Consider the following 18,640-nt stretch of genomic DNA (forward strand, 5'->3'; position numbering starts at 1 on the left):
AAAAAATGTAAGATAATCACTTGCTGCGTACCTATTGCGTATCTGATACGTAGCAAGTGCGTATGCATAAAACGGCTTTCTATGTTGGCTACAGCTACTTTTACACTATGAAAAAATGATGCAAAAAAGCAGATGGCTTTGTAACGCATTATAAAACTAATATTATACATATGAATCACAACAAATTCAAATTTTTTATTGCCTTTTGTGTATTAGGAACCACATTTCTGTGTGCACAAGAATCGGTAAATGCAACAGGTGGTACTGGAACTGGCACCAATGGAAATACGAGTTTTTCCGTTGGACAGTTGATGTACACAACACAGACAGGAACAAATGGATCCGTAGCGCAAGGTGTACAACAAAGTTTCGAAATTTCTACAACTTTAGGAATTGAAGTAACTAACATTGAACTCAACGCGGTCGTTTTTCCTAATCCAACAACTAATTATGTCAATTTACAGTTAAAAGAACTTGAAAAATCGAACTTGAAATTTCAGGTAATGGATATTTCTGGAAGAGTTCTCTCTGCTAAAAAAATTACAGCCGATCAGACAAAAATAAACATGCAGCAATTAGCCGCCGCAACGTATTTTATTTCAGTATTTAAAGAGAACAAAATTATTAAGACCTTCAAAATTATTAAAAAATAGCATCATGAAAAAAAACATTACTTTATTATTCGCCTTTATTCTTACGTTTAGTGTTTACGCGCAATCGCCAGAAAAAATAAGCTATCAAGCAGTGGTACGAAATGCATCTAACGATTTGGTCACCAACCAAACTGTAGGAATGCAAATTAGTATTTTGAATGGTACAACAAACGGTCCCGTAATTTATTCAGAAACACATACTACGACCACAAATGATAACGGATTGGTAAGTCTTGAAATTGGAAATGGAACTCCTGGAACGGGAACTTTTAATACAATTAACTGGGCAAGTGGTACGTATTTTATCAAAACTGAAACAGATCTTTTGGGCGGAACAGCATACACCATCACTGGAACAAGTCAGTTGGTAAGTGTTCCATATGCATTGCATGCAAAATCGAGCACAACGACTAAAGATACTTTTCGTTACTTAGGAGCTGTTCGTGCGAAAAACCAAGGAACTCCAAATCCAAATCCTAACAATGAAATTCCAAGTTTTGCATTGACAACTTTACGTTGGCTAGGTGTTTCAGATAATTATGCTTCTAGTTTGGGTGGAACTAATAATACACAAATTACCATTCCAGCTGGTGTGACACATATTAAAATTAATTCGGCTATTATTTACGAAGCTGGAACAGGTGATAGTATCTCTACCATTGCAATTTATCAAGATGGAACTCCATTTAGTTTGTCAAATCAAGGATACCAAACGTATAATCAGTTTAATTCAAAATACGGGTTTAATACAACTACACAATACATTCCTGTAACTCCTGGACAAGTATTTGATATTCGCTTGTTCCAAGATTCTGGAAATACATTGTATTTATCATGGGGAAGTGTTAGTGCTTCAATTTCCTTTGAATTTTACAGTAAAAGCTAATTGTTGCGATTCAAAATCTATAATTTTTATAGTTTTGTTTAGTGGAAAGACACGCGTTTAGCGTGTCTTTTTTTGTTTCTTTTTCATGCCAAATAGCATTCTAGGAATGGCAAACGGATAGATTAGAAACCTGTAAATCAAAACAATTACAGGAAAAGATGTAAGTAGTAATATGATGATTTTCAGAGATATACTTAAGTCAAACTGAACAATGTAATACGCAAAAACAATAATAACCGTTTGATGCAATATGTAAAACGGATAAATTGCTTCATTGAGTTTTTGTACAAGCACACTTTTTTTGTGCAACCAAATTTGTCCGTAACCTACCAACGTAATTACGAAACTCCAACCGACCAAACCACAGACAATATACCAAAGATTCCAAAGGACAGTTTCTGAAAAATAGGGTAAAAGCGCTTCGTGTGGCATCAAATAATACGTGTAGAAAAGAATGGTACTCGCTAGAAATAAAATTGCATTTCGTTTTCGATACAACTTCAAATGTTTCCAAGTCAATTCTGCGGAAGCGAACACCATACCAATCATAAAGAAAAAGCCGTAGTAGCAAGTTGACGAAAGATTGAACAGACTTTTGCTATCACTAGGAAAATAGATTTTTGATATGATTAAGATCAAGAGTAACGGAATGACCAAGAGAAATGCGCCCAATTTTCTAGCCGTCAATCGTTGAAATAACTGAATAAATATAGTCGATTTTGAAGATTTTAAGAATAATATAAACGGAATCAGCACAAGTGACATCCAAAACAGATTTTCGATAAACCACAAATGATTCACGCCAAAGTCAAAATTTGTGTAAATATCACGATAAGACAATCCTTCGTTTTTATGTTCAAAATATGTTTGTGGTGGCACTATGAACAACACTCCAAAAACCAGCGGAATGAGTAAGCGAATTGCACGTTCTTTTACAAACTGAATCCAAGTACGTTTTGAAAATGCAAAGATGGTTCCTGTTCCAGAAATTAGGAAGAGTAATGGCAAGCGGAATTGCTCAAAAAACACCATAATATCATCTAATACTTTGCTCGATTCCGTATTCATTATATGAAAATCGTCGCCATTAAACGGCATTCCAATATGATGAATGTATACAGCTAAAATGGCAATGACGCGTAACCAATCTAAATCGTATCTGCGTGTTTGTGAAGTCATGAATTATTCGTTTTTTTGATAGCACAAACATACAAACGAATTCAGTGCATTATTTTTGAAAGTGACTGTTTACAAAGGATTGTGACGAAATGCAAGCTTACAAATACGATTGTTTTTATTCAACTTCAGTTTGAAATAACTAATTCAATTTTTATTCGTAATTAAGTTTAGAAACTCTCTACTGTAAGCAACATTTATAGCTTTTTATTTTCGTTTTAGCTCATATGACTTTATTTTCTTAAATAAGAATTCGTGAATCTTTGATTTCTTTGCTTACCCAAAGAATACTGAATCAAGTTCAGCACAGGCGTCAACAAAAGAAAGGGAACTTTTAGTTCATGTCATTTATATTTTAAATTAAAGTATTCATGAATGCACAGCATTTCTAGAGGTATTTTAATACGATTTGAAAGCATTTTTACGATATAAGCGCAAAATACGCATTAAATTCTTTCAGTTTTGACCGCGACACCGGAACCGTTTTTGAGTAGTTTCTTAACGATAATTGATACCCTTGTGCGTTTCCGACACAAGCGATTATTTTGTGTAAATTGACCAAATAGGAGCGATGTGTTTTGTAAATATGTGGAAATTTTTCAAGATGTGTTTCCAATTCTTTTAAGGTTATTCTAAACAACCCTTTTTTGACTTCCGCATTGTCATGAATGTAAATTTCTGTGTAATTACTTTCTACTTTGGCGAATAGAAATTGTTCAATATCAAATTCGTAAGTTTCTGCTTGATGCGGAATTTGAACACGTTGCGACGAAACTGTCGTTGTTGGTGTTTTGAGTTGTAAACCTTCTAAAGTTTTGCTGTGTTTCCGAATGAGTCGTTCTAAATTTAACGGAAGAATGATAAGCAGCAACAATGCACCAACGAGAAACGAATTGCGAACTTCTTCAATTAAATAATGAAACGACCAATTGTTTGAATTGTCATAAATAATGTCTCTGACCAAAAAGCTTCCAATTCCAATTAAAATTAACAGAAAAAATAAGTGAAATAGTTCTTTTCCTAATATCCAACGCGAATCGTCTTTTACGACACTATTGAGCACTAAAAAGTATCCAAAGGCAATTGGAAAAGGCAATGCAGCATGAATCCACAAAATCCAAACGTACGCTATTTTGTGCTCGTCAACGTTGACTTCAAACGGATCAAATGTATACGAAAACAAGAAACTCAATATGACAATTAGTAGTAAAACGAATACTAAATACTTGGTGTTTTTATAAATATACGGATACGGTTCTTGGAGATATTTTATGATTTTTGATATCAATTGCTAGGCGTACATTACTTTTTTAGGAATGAGTTAATCTGTTTTCCAATTTCGTTGATTGTCAATAGAATCGCTTCGTTTTTAATTCGATTGGCAGCTTCTGCTTCATTCAATTCATTTTGTTGCCTTTTTGATTGAAATTCTTTGGTAATAATCGTAGAAAACGGAATTAAACCAGTGCGAACATCTAAAATAATCAATTGTGTTGTGGCAAAAGCTTTGATATCAGATTTTGAAAATAATTTATAACGCGCATACAAATCGCTGTTGATAGCATAAATGACAACAATGTCCGATTGTGTTCGTACAGCCGCTTCTCTAATGTTTGTAAATGTTGGATTGTTAGAAATAAGAATGTCTGGAATTTGTGAAACTTTCGTCACACGATCAGACTCGCCGAATTTAGAAGTGAATAAATCTAAATATTCTTGTTGTGATTTTAAGTATGCTTCATTGTTTCTATAATAATATTGTTGCGTTTGTGTACTTTCAAGTTTTACCAATGAAACACGTAAATTTTGTGGCAATGTGTAGTTTCCGTCCAAAATTCGTTGAATATTTTCTTCGGAAATTGTGGCAGATCGGTCATTGAACAACGATTTTGTAATTGGCGTTTCAGCTTCATAACTCGCTTGACTTGGATATCCCGAATTTTGTCCTACTTGAGTTCCCACAGCGCACGACGTAAATGTAAAGAGTACTAAAAGATAAGCAAAGGTTCTCATAAGTGTATATCAGTTTTATGGTTAATGTTTGTATTGATGCTACTAAAATACACTAAGAAAATGATTTTTTTATTGCGTCACAATCAATTTTTGACCAATTCGCAATGTAGCGGTCTTTCGGATCGCATTTTCTTTGCATAAAGTCGCAATAGAAACATTGTATTTGCTAGAAATTCTCGATAAAGTGTCGCCGCGTCGTACGGTATAAATCTTCTTTTCATCCGCTTTACTTTGCGCGGCTTCTGCTTCAGTAGTACAAACTTCAACATTAGACTTTCGTTTTGAATTGTGTCTGTACGCCGTTGTCCATTTCTCATTGATCCAAATTGAATTGGCTCTGACAATGTTTTCTTCATCGGAAAAATCGAATAGATATTCTGGATGAATAGGAATTCCTTTAAAACGAATTTCTAAGTGCAAATGACTTCCGCGTGCGTTTCCAGTTGTTCCGCCAGCACCTATAACTTGTCCTTTTCGTACCGTATCATTCACTTTTACCAATTGTTTGGATAAATGTGCATAGACCGTTTCCAAACCGTTAAAATGACGTACAACGATCGTTTTTCCATGTCCTGAATGACGATTTACATAACGGACAACACCGTCAAACATCGACATAACTCTGTCGCCCGTAATCAAATCGATATCAATACCATTGTGCGCTCTGCGATTTCGCCAACCGTAACGCGAAGTCACTACTTTGTTGCGTGGAATAGGAGAAGCGTACGTACTATCGTCAAATGTAATGTGTAATGGATATTGTTTGCGCTGTTTTTTATACGGATTGAATACTTTTGTATTCCAATTTTCGGCAATCCAGTCTTTCGATTGTATGCGATCGCTCGTATTTTGAAAGTTGAGTAGCGCAAGTGAAACAATTGGAAATGAAGTTTCTAACGTTATTTTTGGAGTTGTTTTTGTGGCAATGGATAAGCTGTCTTCTGTCTGGCAGAATGCGTTAACGCTGTAACAAAGCGTTAATACGATCATATAAAATGATTTCATTAGTAATACTCTTTTAATTTAGTTTTAGAAAAATAGTGTTTAGGGATCTGCATGTATAACGCAATCCTTTAGAATTAATTGTATGCTGATTTTTGTGAATTAGTTAGCGATATATTTCATCGGATCTAACGGCTTTCCGTCTTGACGTACTTCGTAGTGTAAATGTGGTCCTGTAGACAAACCAGTAGTTCCCACATAACCAATAATATCGCCTTTTGTAACGGTTGCTTGTGTTTCGACATTGAACTCTTTTAGGTGTGCGTACCATGTTTCAAAACCATCGGCATGAGAAATTACGATAAGATTTCCCCAATTGCCTTCAAGTGTTGCTTTTGTAATAACTCCATCAGCAGTTGCCATTATTGGCGTTCCAATAGCTGCTACCATGTCAATTCCGCTGTGTTTTTGTGTGTTTTTTAATTTTGGATGTTTTCGTTGTACGCCAAATGTTGATGAAATCCGTTTTACATCTTTCTTTAGAATGGGAGAGATGGACGGACTTCCGTTGACAACTGTTGCTTCTTGTGAAAATTCAGGATGTACACTTGTGTCAATATCTGCTGATCGGAATGCAATGCATACAAGTACAATGACGGGAATTAACAATACATACGTTAGTTTAAAGCTGTTTTTTGATTGTGATTTTGTAATCATTTCTATTCGTTTTTTGAGTGTTGGATGCGAAAAATAACTGTACACAGGATTGGTGTTTTTAGGTTCAAGACTTTGTAAAAGCAGTTCCAAATAGGTTGATTTTTTTATGTTTTGATCAATCACAAAAGCATCTGCCTGAAATTCATGAACAGATTTTAAAGATTTTCGGTACATATACACAAGTGGATGAAACCAACAAAAAGCGATGAATAATTCTGCGAAAAGTACATCGAAAGAATGCCATTGTTGAACGTGTGCTTTTTCATGTGTAATGATCAATTCGTCAAACGGAAGTGTTTTTGTTGTTGGGATAAATATCCAATGGAAATATGAAAATACTTCAGGAGTTTCTGACATATAAACGGTAACACCATTTGATACAACTTTTTTTGCATTGTTTCTTAGTTGAATCAAACGAAACGTTGTTCGTGCAAAACGAATCAAACACAAAAGAACGCCAATTGCATAAATTCCAAAAATCCAAATACTGTAATCAATAGGAGAAGGCGCTGAACTTAATGTTTCTTCCGAAAAAGTTACGGTGTTTGTAAGTGTTGTAAAATCTGCTACAAAAGGAATTTCAACCGTAAATTGTTGCAACTTTGGAAACCAATTTTGACTCAACGGAAGCAGCAACGACAATGGAAGCAGTAAAAGTAATACAGTTCTATTTACACTATGAAACGTAAGTTTACAAAACAACAAAACATACAGCATGTAAAAGACGCTAAAGACCAAACTGACCTGAAATATATAGATACAAAAGCTATTCATTTTTAGATTTTAAGGTTTCTATTTTCTCTTCAAGCATGGCTTTCATTTGTTCCAATTCGGTCAAATTGAGCGTATCACTTTCTGCGAAGAAGGAAGCAAACTTACGCGTAGAGCCATTGAAAAAGTTCCCGATGACTTGCTTCATATGTTGTGAAAAATAGCGTTCTTTCGAAACCGCTGGCGCATATTGCCTGATTTTTCCAAAAGTTTCAAAATTCAGAAACTTCTTCTTAACCAATACACGAACAACCGTAGAAATTGTAGTATACGCAGGTTTGGGTTCAGGAAATTGTTCTACAATATCTTTTAAGAAGGCTTTGTCAAGTTTCCACACATATTGCATCACTTGTTCTTCAGCTTTTGTTAACTCGTTCATGCTGCAAATATAGAAGAATATTTTATTTATGACTATAAAAATAGTCATAAAACTATAAATGTAGTCATAAATTAACTTTTAAGATTGATATTCAGCTATTTAAACATGTTTTAATGTTGTAATTTTTCAAGAACTTCATCCATGTATTCCTGAATTCTATGTGTTTCGGGATCTAATTCAAAAGCTTTTTGATAGTATTCAAGTGCTTTTTGATACGCATTCTTCTTAAAATAATAAATGCCTAAGTAGAAATATACATAACTATTTTGATCGTCCAATTCTAGTGCTGTTTGCAAATCTGCATAACCTTCTTCAAGTTTTCCCAGCATTATTTTACAATAACCTCTATTATCAATAGCATAACTAAATGATTCGTCTAGTAAGACAGATTCATCTAAATAATCAATTGCTTCATCATATCTTTTTAGTAACCCTAAAATATATCCAAGATTATTTAGAATCAAATAATTATTTGGCAGTAAGTCATTTACTTCTTCAAATGCTTCCAAGGCTTTTGCATAATTACGCTTGTAAATTTCTATAATACCAACAGCTACGAAATCATGTTCATTAAAGTACATATCGTAATTTTCAGTATATTTTTCCTGAAAGACGCTTGCTTTTTGGTAGTTTTTTGCTTGTATGTATGCGCTAATTATGAACCGGTATATTTCTTTATTTTCAGAAACATCATCGATACATTTTTCAAACAATTCAGCAGCTTTTATATACTCTTTTGCTACATAATGATTGGACGCTTTGTTATAAGTTTCGTATACTTTTCGAATGTTCCAAAGATGTACTAATTGTTTTCCATCATTATTGGCAAAGGTTCCATCGTGTAATTTTATCTGTGTTCGCCGTGGAATGATATTGAACAGAAAGTCTAGAATACATGAAAAAGCTAAGGCAAAAAGTAAAATGCTTGGCAAACTAAATTTTTCAACAACGAAGAGTAAAATTCCAGAAATGATTCCTATAGTAAGTGTCGTTAACGGACCAAAAAGACTAATATACATCCTATCTTTCCAAGTAACTTTCTTTCCGTGTGGAATACACAATCCACCTTTCCATGCAAATAGATTGTATTTTACAAAAAATTCTAACCGTTTGATTTGAAACTGAAAAGATTTCTTTGGATTTCCGTACGAACCTATATACACACTTACTTTTCCATCGGAATGAAACAACGATGCAACTGCATGACCCAATTCGTGAAAGACTATCACTAGCATGCGAAATGCAAGTAATGCAAATAGTAACGTATAAATGTATTCTCTTGGCATTAATTGAAATGTAATATGTAAAGGTATGGGAAATTTTGGAATCGTATTTTCCTCATTAGGAATACATGTTGATAAATCACTAATAAACTTATATAGTCTGTAGTAAAAAACATTTTTTAATTAAATATATTTAAACAGTTATAATAAAAATTTACTTAAAACTTGATGAATGGCAATAACAATAAATATTAGTGACGAATATAAAATTAAAAAAGAAGATGTTAAAGTATTTGAAACTTCTCTTTTTAAAGAAGTTTATACAAAAGCTACCAAAGCGGTTGTAGAAATCATAAGTTATTCAAGCACAGAAGATCATAAAAGTATTAGCACAAATGATTATAATAATGTCATTGCATTCGCAGGAGAACGTGGCACTGGGAAAAGTTCTTCTATGATCTCTTTTGTAGATGCACTTGTAAATGAAAAAAATGAACCGTTTTTTAATAATTATAAAGAACTAAAATCAATAAACTGCGCTTCTTTAGATATTGTTGACCCTTCTCTATTTAGAGATAAAGATACTTTATTGGAAATTGTGATTTCTAAAATGTTTGCAAAATTTCAGCATGAACTAAAGCAAAAAAAATCTAATTTAAGTGAAGATGATAAGCGAGAATTAATCAAGAGGTTTCAAAAAGTATTCGAAAATCTAAAAACATTGAATAGTGAAAAATCATCTGTGTATAGTGGTGAAACAATTGAATTATTGAGTGCTTTAGCTTATGGTACAAACCTAAAAACCACATTTAACAAATTAGTAAAAAAGTATTTAGAATGTATTTATGGCTTTTCAAAAACAAAAGAAGTCAAAAACTTTCTTATAATACCAATAGATGATTTTGACCTAAACATATCCAATGCTTATGAAATGTTAGAGGATTTACGTCAATTTCTAATTCAAGACAATATCATAGTATGTGTTGCTTGTAAAATTGAACAATTAAATGATGCTGTTGAACAAAAAATCAGAAAAGAATTTAAGGTAATGATTCATAAAGATATGAAGCTGCTATCTGACGATCCAGGAGATATGGCTTCTAAATATCTTTTCAAACTCTTTCCTGTAAATAGGCGTTGTTATTTGCCTTCCATCAATTATTCGGATACGAACATTAATTTTACATACTTAGGTAAAAAAATTAATGCTGATTCTATTGAGAATGATATACTTAAGAATATTTATGAAGCTACGGGTTTTTTATTTATTAAAAAAGAGACAAATGTAAATTACTTAATCCCAAGGAATTTGCGTGAGTTCGTACATTTTTTTAAATTCATTTATGATTTAAAGAAATCTAGCTCGGGCAAAAAATTAAACGAATCGAATAGAGAAGCTTTTAAAGCTTATTTTTTTAATGTATGGTGTTACAATAATCTAAACAAAAAACAATTTCAAATACTAAAAGAATTAGATGAAATTGACTATGGAAATAAAAATAAATCATTGATAATTTATTTAAAAAAGTATTATAGAGATTTAGAACTAGATAAAAACAAAAGAGATTCCAGAGATAAATTTAAAGGCGATAATCTAATTGATGAACATTTTGAATCTATAAGTGATATTGAAAATTTAGAAAATAACTCTTTAAATATTTCTTTTGGCGATGTATTAAAAATATTAAATTTTTACATGAGAGCCGTATATGATTTAGGAGACACTATTTTTCTATCAGCCATAAAAATATATTATACAATTGAACTAACTTCAGTATACAAAAAGAATAAAGATAGTGCAGAAAAAATGATAGGATTAACGGTTTATCCTAATAGCTCTAGGATAATGTATAATGAAAAAACAACTGATTTATGGACTTTTGAGCTTCGAGAAATAAAAGACAAACAAACAAAAATTAATGAACTTATTGGAGCTTTTGTAATTTCTAAAAAGAAAGACATTAATAGGAAAAATGATGAAGCAAATTATTTATATAACTTAAAACGTGATAGTAATAATGTGATTTTTTCTTTACTTGGATTCATTAGAAATATGTTTTTTTATAAAAATCATTTTAGTAGAATTTTTGAAAAAGATGTCCATGAAAGTCGGTTTAACTTTAAAAACGAAATCATACCATTTTTCAGTGTAGACTTAATTGAAACTATTCTAAATGATATGATTTTTAATAAAGCTAGATTTTCTGGAAATTATACATACAGTGAAATAATTGACAAACAAGTTGTAGGTAAAATCAAAGATGTATTGTCAGAAGTTGATGATATGTTAGCTACAGATAGAATTTCATTACAAGATTATTTTTTACAACACGAATTTATAGAAGCTATTACAAAAGAATTTGAGAATGGATTTTCAGAAAAAATTAATTTTCTTCATCAATCCATTACTACAGATTTGAAATCAGAAAGTAACCAAAATTTACAAAAGGAAGATAGTTTGAAACATTTAGCTAAACATAATTTAAATTATTACAGAGGAAGATATTTTAGTGGAAGAAAATTTTCTCCACAAGGAGCAAAAAGAGCTATGAATAATTTGGCTAAAGATTTTAAAGATTTTCCTTCTGTACAAAATTATCTATGGAAACTAAGGCACTTAATGGATAGGAATATGCTTGAAGCATTGAAAAGGATTGAAGAATATTTAATAAAACTAGCCAATGGACAATCTTAGAAAGTCTATACAAGTTATTTTTGGGGAAATGTGTCCCGATCAATTAATTCAAGATTTATATAATAGTTTTAGCTTCCAAAATGAAGAAACAATCATAAAAAAACCTTTTTTAGAAAATGGATTGCAAAATTTTAATAATTTAAGTTTTGATGAAATTGAGAATCTTCATAAAAAGTTAGAAGAAGATTGGTTTTTTGATGTATATGAAAATCATAAAAAGAGAAAATCTATTTATAACTTACTATTACATTTTAATAAGCAAGTTTTAAAAGAACGAAATAATAAACCACTAGTCAGTTATGAACATTTACTAAGATGGCGCGATTTATCATTTACTTTAGGTGAAGATTTATTTACATGCTCATATTTTGCCTACATGGATAATCGTGCTACAAGAAATCGTGATTATTTTGCATGGCAACCTGTAATTTTTTCTACTAATAATCGCCTAAAAAAAATGCTATCAAAAGGAGTTGCCGAAAATCACTTTCATTTTAAAGGTTCGGCACCAATATTTGATCTTTCATGGATTGCTTTGATGAACTCTATTAACCAACATCATGAGGCCTTTAAAATCTTAAAAAATGATATTAAATTAAATGGAAAAGTATCCCATTCTTTCAAAAATCATGTAAAGGAAATAGATATTTTAGTCTACAAGGCTTGCAGAATACGCTTGATATTATTCGAGTTTATCAATTCGGAAACGAAAGAAATTAACATAAATGATTATGATTTTTTTTTAAAACCCACATCAAGTATTAAAAGTTCTTTTGACGTAATATTAAGCTTAAAAGAATTACAAAATGAAGTAAGCCAAAATAAATTTCTATATGGTTATAAATTCAATCATAAAGGTAATAAAAAAGTGGCGGATTATGCAATCACAGAAAATATGCATATTCATAATTTTAAAGGGGCGTTTTTACTTTATGGCGAACGTAAGCTATTATATAATACATTAAAACACATATACGCTGAGGGCAAAAGCTCAGAACACATTTCAAAACTTTTACATATTTACTTGTCTATTAAGAATGAATTTAGAGCAGAATTGATCCAAATAAATAAAAGAATTGGTTTTTCAAATTTTTCAAAATATCAAGATCGAAAGGAATATTTTATTACTGCAAATAGCATTTATGAAACAGCAATGTACCAAATGACCATAAATGATAGTAGAAAATTTCAAAATATAATATCTTTTGAAACTAGAATAGCACCCAAAAGCTCTTCTAAAGAATTAAACGAGAGTCTAAAAAAGTACCATCGAAACAGTAATCCTAATTCATTAACACATCATGGTACAATAAAAACACCTAAAAAAAAACTATTCAATAAACACAAAAAAGAAAAACACTTTTACACTTTACACTTTATAAAGAAGAAAGAAAAAAAAGTGAATTCTTATATTGTGCAAAGAGGCTTACCTAGACATCATAAGTTAAGAAAAGAAATTGAAATACAAGGAAAAGTAATAGTTCAATTGCGTGAGTCTTATGCTAAAAAGGCGAGTTTAATAAAAGGAATTGATGCTGCTTCATCAGAATTTAATACAAGACCAGAAGTGTTCGCTCAAGTATTCAGATACCTTAAAGATCATAAGTTACAAGGAGAATTTAATTACTTAAAGGATAAAATAGTTGAAAATAAGCTATCAGCAACATTTCATGCGGGAGAAGATTTTTATGATATAGTCGATGGTATTAGAAGTATTGATGAAGTTATTAAGTTTTTAAAGTTTTCGCCTGGCGATAGAATAGGACATGCGCTTGCACTCGGAATAGATGTCAAAGAGTATTTTGATTTGAAGGGAAAAAAAATAATGATTCCAAAAGAAATTTTAATAGACAATATTGCTTGGTTATTAGCTAAAATAAGAAAATACAACATCAATGAATTTCCCAGTGAAGTTTATAAATTAGAAAAACTATTCGATTCACTGTTTCGTGAAATATATCAAGTAAATTTTGATCAAAATATCAATTTTGCAGCGATGAGCTTCACACATGATATTTATTATGACGCATGGAAATTACGTGGTGATGATCCTTATCTCTATATAGAAAACATTGAAAATGACATCAATCAAATCCCAAATATAACTTATTGGGAACGATGTAAGATTAATTATTTTTATCCGAAAAATTCAAATGTAAGAAAGGATTCTAAAATTAAATTTTTATATCAACAATATCATTTCAATCATAAAGTTAAGTCTAAAGGACAAGAAATTAAACAATTTACTATTTCTGACTCTTATATTAAATTGGTTGATAAAATTCAAAAGAAATATCAACTTTATGTAAGAGATTTGAATATAGGTGTTGAATGTAATCCAACTTCGAATTATCTTATAGGAACAATTGATAAATATAGTAAGCATCCTATTAAAGATTTTTACAATTTACATTTAGAAACGGATCCACAAAAAATTAAAGACTGCCCGCAATTGTTTGTTTCCATCAATACAGATGATCAAGGAATATTTGGAACATCTTTAGAGAATGAATACGCATTATTAGCTATAGCTCTAGAGAAAGAAAAAGATGAAAATGGTAATCCAAAATATAATCAAGCAATGATTTATGAATGGTTAGATAAAATTCGTGAAATGGGATTAGAACAAAGTTTTAACTCACAATAATAATTCATAACATACATTTATATTTAGGTTTTATAGTTTGTAGCCTAAAATTTATTCATCAAAAAAATAAATCTAAAAAACCATGAAAAGACTAGTTTCATATATATTTATTGCGTTTTCAATGATACAATGCGTGGAAGATAAAAATGCTAATCATCAAAAAGATGTTGAACAAATACAACAACTTGCCAAAGATTTTTCAAGCTATGTCAACAGTTCTAACTATGAAATGATTGGCGCTTCCTATACTAAAGATGCGAAGATATTTCCACAACGCGGAAAAATTATTTCTGGAAGAACAGCTATAGTAAAATATTGGACGTTACCTGAAGGCTTTCAAACAAAAAATCATAAAATTACGCCAAGTGAAATTACCGTTGTTGAAGATACAGCCTACGATTACGGACATTATGAAGGTACAACCGTGAAAGCTGATGGCGAAGAAAGTTCGTGGAAAGGGAAATATATAATTGTCTGGAAACGAGTAGACGGGAAGTGGAAAATGTACTTAGATATTTGGAATTCTATTTAATGATAATTACTTCGTTACGATAGAATTTCAAGCCCAAAAATCAATCAAATTAAAGCGTACGTAATACCTTCTTATTTTGTATCTTTAAAACTATTATTTTCGATTTTTTATGGTCAATCCGCGCGCGTATCTGGTTTCAGATATTAAAAAATTATTCTCACTTACTGGAAATCAGTGTTCTGCTCCAAACTGTACTCGTTCAGTTGTTGGCGAGGACGGAAATACGCTAGTTGGAAAAATATGTCACATTGAAGCGGCAAGTCCAAACGGACCACGTTACCGTCTTGAAATGACAAATGAACAACGAAGAGCTTATGACAACCTTATTTTATTATGTGATGAACATCATAGTATTATCGATAATAAAAGAAACGAAGGCAAATTTCCGGTTGCACTACTGAAACAATGGCGAGAAGAACATATTGCTTTTAACGAATTCAAAAATCAAATTTCAAAGGAAGATTTACAGCATCTTTTGACTGATTTTTACACGTTTAAAGTTGAAGAATATGTAAAGAAAAATATATACGATCAAGATTTTAAAAGCATCGATCGTGTATACGTTGAGCTTTTAGGAGAAGAAGGTTATGATGATATTGAAGTTGTTGGCTTGGAAAAAATGAACGAGTACGATTTGCTGAGAGACATGCTAAAACCCGATAGTCTACTCGATATTGACATTGAAAATGAAGATGATATTGACGATGAAGAAATCAAAGAACGTCGAATTGATAGTATTTTAACCATCGTTAACGATACGCCACACGTACATATTATTGGAAATCCTGGTTCAGGAAAATCGACAACACTTCAGAAAATAGTATATAAGAATTCTGAAAAAATAAATGCTGGCAATACCCATATTAAGATTCCTTTTTTGCTGGAAGCGAAAGATTATAGCAAAGAAAATTCATTTCGACAAATGCTTGAAGAAAAAGCATCTAAAGACTGGATTGCTAACGCATTAAAACTTGGAGAACTACATATTTTAATTGATGGTTTAAATGAAATTGATGTACATTTTGAAACGGAAGCGTACGAAGAATTACTCTACCTGTTGCATACCTATCCAGAAAATTCATTTGTAGTTTCAGAACGAAAAAAGAATCATACAAACCGATTTTCAATTCCTGTATTTGAGTTGAAAGAATTGAATGAGAAACAAATTAAAAAATTCATTCAAAATCATATCAATACAGATCCTATCACAATTTGGAATGCGCTTGAAAAAAATACGTCTATGCTAAATTTGGCGTACAATCCATTGACGTTGCGCATGATTATTTCTGTGATAAAGCAGAACAAAACCATTCCTGCAAACAAAGGTTCACTTTTCAACGCGTTTATTCGTTGCTTGTACAAATTAGAGATTCGCAAAAAAGAAAAATCAAGAATCATACGAGAAGAGACAAAATTTGATTTTTTAGCAGAAATTGCCTTTATCATGCGTTCCAAAGGAGTTGTGAGTATTTCACTGTTAGAATTTAAAGATTTAATTCTGAAAATTATTCCTAAATACAATTCAAACTACGCGGTAAATCATGTGTATAACGAGTTGATAGACAACTTGATCGTAAAAGTGAATGCAAATCAAAACATTTCATTTTTTCATGAAACCTATCAAGAATTTTTCGCTGCAATCTATCTTAAAAACGCCTACGTAGTTCATAAAAAACTTGCTATCAATGTTGCTGATGTAAAATGGTTTGAGTCAATTTTGATGTGTAGCGACTTACTCGATAGCAAACAACTGTACATGTCATTTTTAACATACCTATTTGCAGGTCAAACCGACGAAAAGCCAACATTTTCCATTAAAAACAACAAAATTAATGCTACAGAATTTACCGAAAAGCACTTCAATCCGCATATAATTCTACCCTGTAAAATAGCGTATTATTCAAAAACGTACCGTTCAGAAATGTATGATTTGGCAGAAACATACCTTTACAATACATTGCTTTTGTGGAAATATATTTATATCAAAGATAAAAAAATGGTGTTGCCCTTAGATGTGATATTTGGCGCCATTTCATCATTAGATTCGGAGAAACTTATCAATTATGTATTCAAAAACTTATGGTGGATTTACAATTGGTTTTATTCAGCGTATGAAGAAAAAAACAATCACTTTTTTAGCAATACACTTCCAGTGAAGAAGTTAGCAAAAGAAAAGGAGGAAAGTGATGTTCTTATATTTAAAGCAATTGGAAATCATACACCAAATTTTATAAAATTTTATACTGCGGTTGACAAAGCCATACAAACCTACAGTTTTTCAAGATCGATTCATTGGCGATTCAAACGGTTAAAGACTTCGATCACAAGAGAACGTTCGGAAAATGAACTCATAAAATTCTTAAATAACGAATGGGATTATATTGTATTTTCTAGCCTTATACGATTTAACTTAGAAGAAATATATCGGTATAATTTTGAAGAAAATACGCGTAAGTATAACTATTCTGTCTTAAAAACAATCGTAAGTCATCATGTTAACAAACCACTTGCGCAAGAAATTTTACTACGAGAATTGAAACGTGATGCCTACGAAGCAAAACTTGTCAAAAAAATACTCAATAAGTTTCTTCATTTAGAATTGTATGATGCATTATTTGAATTGGTTTTAAGTATAAAAGATCATCACAAAGACTTATTTAAAAAGTATATAAAAATTATAAAAACGTTTCCTTTTGAGGTTCTTTCTGATGAATTAAAAGCATTTTTTACCAAAGGAAATGTAATTGTTTCTATTCCATATAGATTAACTTCCCTTTCAAATAACATACAAATAGACAAGAAATACTTGCAATATATTATTAATGGACATGAAAATGTTACGATTAATGACAAGTTTCAAGCGTCTATTCGTACTATTGAAGATAACTTTGTGGACAAAAATGTGTCCTATTCAATCGTATTTCATAATAAAAGATTCGTGCATCCAACTTCCGCTACAGCTGAGGAAAACGAAGATAGTACACCAATTAAGCACAACGCAACATTGGAAGTTCGAAAAGTAAAAGAGGATTTACTCTATTATCTAAAACCAACACACAAACAAGAGACAATAGGTGTACAATGGTTCAATTCTTTAAAGAAGAAAAAAGCAACCATTCAAATAAAAAATCAGAAAGGTTCAAAAGTATATATATTCAAAAAACCACAATTTAAATATATTGAAGGCGTAAAAAAGACGCAGTTTTCAAGAGAAAAAACATTCTTAGTTACTTTTAAAAAACAGCAAAACACACCTCGTTCACAAATGTTGAAAGCTAACGAATCTGCTACTTCTGAACAAGTTATAAATCTTGTCATTCGTGGCGAAAATGGAAACTCTGCTACAAAAGAAGGAACCTTGACATGTTATAATAATTTTTTGTTTTCTATGAAAAAAGAAACCATGTATCATCCTGATGTCATATTAGCAAATCCAAATCTTGTCAGTTATATGGATAGAAATTATGATAGAATTATTTCGTTTATCAATTCATTGGGAATTTCATATCGCTACCATAAACATATAAAAAATATACATTACGGCATTGTTACCAACATCACCGAGAATTATATAAAATACTTTTCATTACAGACGCAAAAATTCTATTCCAAACTACGCTATAAATTTGATCAAAATATATACAAACAAGAAGATGTAATTATCATTGAAGAAACTGGATTCATTACCATTATCAATGATCCTGCTGAAGCAAAACTAACTAAAATTGGCTACATTGAAAGTACCGTTGTCGCACTTGGATATCAAGAAGGTTTTATAAAAAACAACTTGCTAAGCAAAGATTACTATTTCAACTTTTCTTCCTGTGATTTTATCCCACAAATAGGAGATACTGTTCGCTTTTTACCTGCTAAAAACTTCTATGCAAGTAATGAAAATCAGCCCATCGCTTTAAAAATATCATTGCTCAAACGAACGTTGTAATACTTACTGCAATGCCGCATTCCAACTATTTTTAGCTCATTTCATTCTATTGTTGACTCGAAC

The 18,640-nt window shown here is 31.2% G+C and carries 13 protein-coding genes; 6 read left to right on the forward strand and 7 right to left on the reverse strand.

Translation table 11 applies throughout. The annotated features are described in order from the left end of the window. Positions 1 to 170: 170 nt before the first annotated feature. Positions 171 to 653 carry a T9SS type A sorting domain-containing protein gene (locus AA089_RS04210; protein ID WP_046755670.1) on the forward strand — a complete coding sequence of 161 codons (483 nt, stop codon included), beginning with the start codon at positions 171 to 173 and terminating at the stop codon, positions 651 to 653. Between the two features lie 4 nt (positions 654 to 657). Further along, a complete protein-coding gene (locus AA089_RS23450; protein ID WP_053002187.1) occupies positions 658 to 1,539 on the forward strand; it encodes a hypothetical protein in 882 nt (293 codons plus the stop codon). 57 nt (positions 1,540 to 1,596) lie between these two features. Here the strand turns inward: AA089_RS23450 and AA089_RS04220 are convergent, their stop codons facing one another. From AA089_RS04220 to AA089_RS04250, 7 genes are all read right to left on the reverse strand, one after another. After that, complete coding sequence (locus AA089_RS04220) at positions 1,597 to 2,718, reverse strand: acyltransferase family protein (protein ID WP_046755671.1); 1,122 nt, start codon at positions 2,716 to 2,718, stop codon at positions 1,597 to 1,599. Between the two features lie 418 nt (positions 2,719 to 3,136). Further along, a complete protein-coding gene (locus AA089_RS04225; protein ID WP_053002188.1) occupies positions 3,137 to 4,003 on the reverse strand; it encodes a LytR/AlgR family response regulator transcription factor in 867 nt (288 codons plus the stop codon). Between the two features lie 14 nt (positions 4,004 to 4,017). Next, positions 4,018 to 4,728, reverse strand: a complete 711-nt coding sequence (locus AA089_RS04230; RefSeq protein ID WP_046755672.1) for a hypothetical protein — start codon at positions 4,726 to 4,728, stop codon at positions 4,018 to 4,020. Positions 4,729 to 4,797: 69 nt separating this feature from the next. Then, complete coding sequence (locus tag AA089_RS04235) at positions 4,798 to 5,733, reverse strand: M23 family metallopeptidase (RefSeq protein WP_046755673.1); 936 nt, start codon at positions 5,731 to 5,733, stop codon at positions 4,798 to 4,800. Between the two features lie 99 nt (positions 5,734 to 5,832). Beyond that, complete coding sequence (locus AA089_RS23455) at positions 5,833 to 7,104, reverse strand: M23/M56 family metallopeptidase (protein ID WP_162200408.1); 1,272 nt, start codon at positions 7,102 to 7,104, stop codon at positions 5,833 to 5,835. A 49-nt stretch (positions 7,105 to 7,153) separates the two neighbouring features. Next, complete coding sequence (locus AA089_RS04245) at positions 7,154 to 7,537, reverse strand: BlaI/MecI/CopY family transcriptional regulator (protein WP_046755674.1); 384 nt, start codon at positions 7,535 to 7,537, stop codon at positions 7,154 to 7,156. A 110-nt stretch (positions 7,538 to 7,647) separates the two neighbouring features. Then, entirely contained in the window at positions 7,648 to 8,823 is a 1,176-nt protein-coding gene (locus AA089_RS04250; RefSeq protein ID WP_046755675.1) for a M50 family metallopeptidase, read from the reverse strand. 169 nt (positions 8,824 to 8,992) lie between these two features. Between AA089_RS04250 and AA089_RS04255 the strand changes: the two genes are divergently transcribed. The 4 genes from AA089_RS04255 (at position 8,993) to AA089_RS04270 (ending at position 18,577) form a co-directional block, all read left to right on the forward strand. Continuing rightward, positions 8,993 to 11,455 carry a hypothetical protein gene (locus AA089_RS04255; protein WP_046755676.1) on the forward strand — a complete coding sequence of 821 codons (2,463 nt, stop codon included), beginning with the start codon at positions 8,993 to 8,995 and terminating at the stop codon, positions 11,453 to 11,455. Next, a complete protein-coding gene (locus tag AA089_RS04260; RefSeq protein WP_046755677.1) occupies positions 11,442 to 14,102 on the forward strand; it encodes an amidohydrolase family protein in 2,661 nt (886 codons plus the stop codon). Before AA089_RS04255 ends, AA089_RS04260 begins: the two co-directional genes overlap by 14 nt. Before the next feature lie 82 nt (positions 14,103 to 14,184). After that, on the forward strand, positions 14,185 to 14,634 hold the full coding sequence (locus tag AA089_RS04265) for a YybH family protein (RefSeq protein WP_046755678.1): 450 nt from the start codon (positions 14,185 to 14,187) through the stop codon (positions 14,632 to 14,634). Positions 14,635 to 14,743: 109 nt separating this feature from the next. Continuing rightward, positions 14,744 to 18,577, forward strand: a complete 3,834-nt coding sequence (locus tag AA089_RS04270; protein WP_046755679.1) for an NACHT domain-containing protein — start codon at positions 14,744 to 14,746, stop codon at positions 18,575 to 18,577. Positions 18,578 to 18,640: the final 63 nt, after the last annotated feature.

It is taken from the genome of Kordia jejudonensis (assembly GCF_001005315.1).
Taxonomy (GTDB): domain Bacteria; phylum Bacteroidota; class Bacteroidia; order Flavobacteriales; family Flavobacteriaceae; genus Kordia; species Kordia jejudonensis.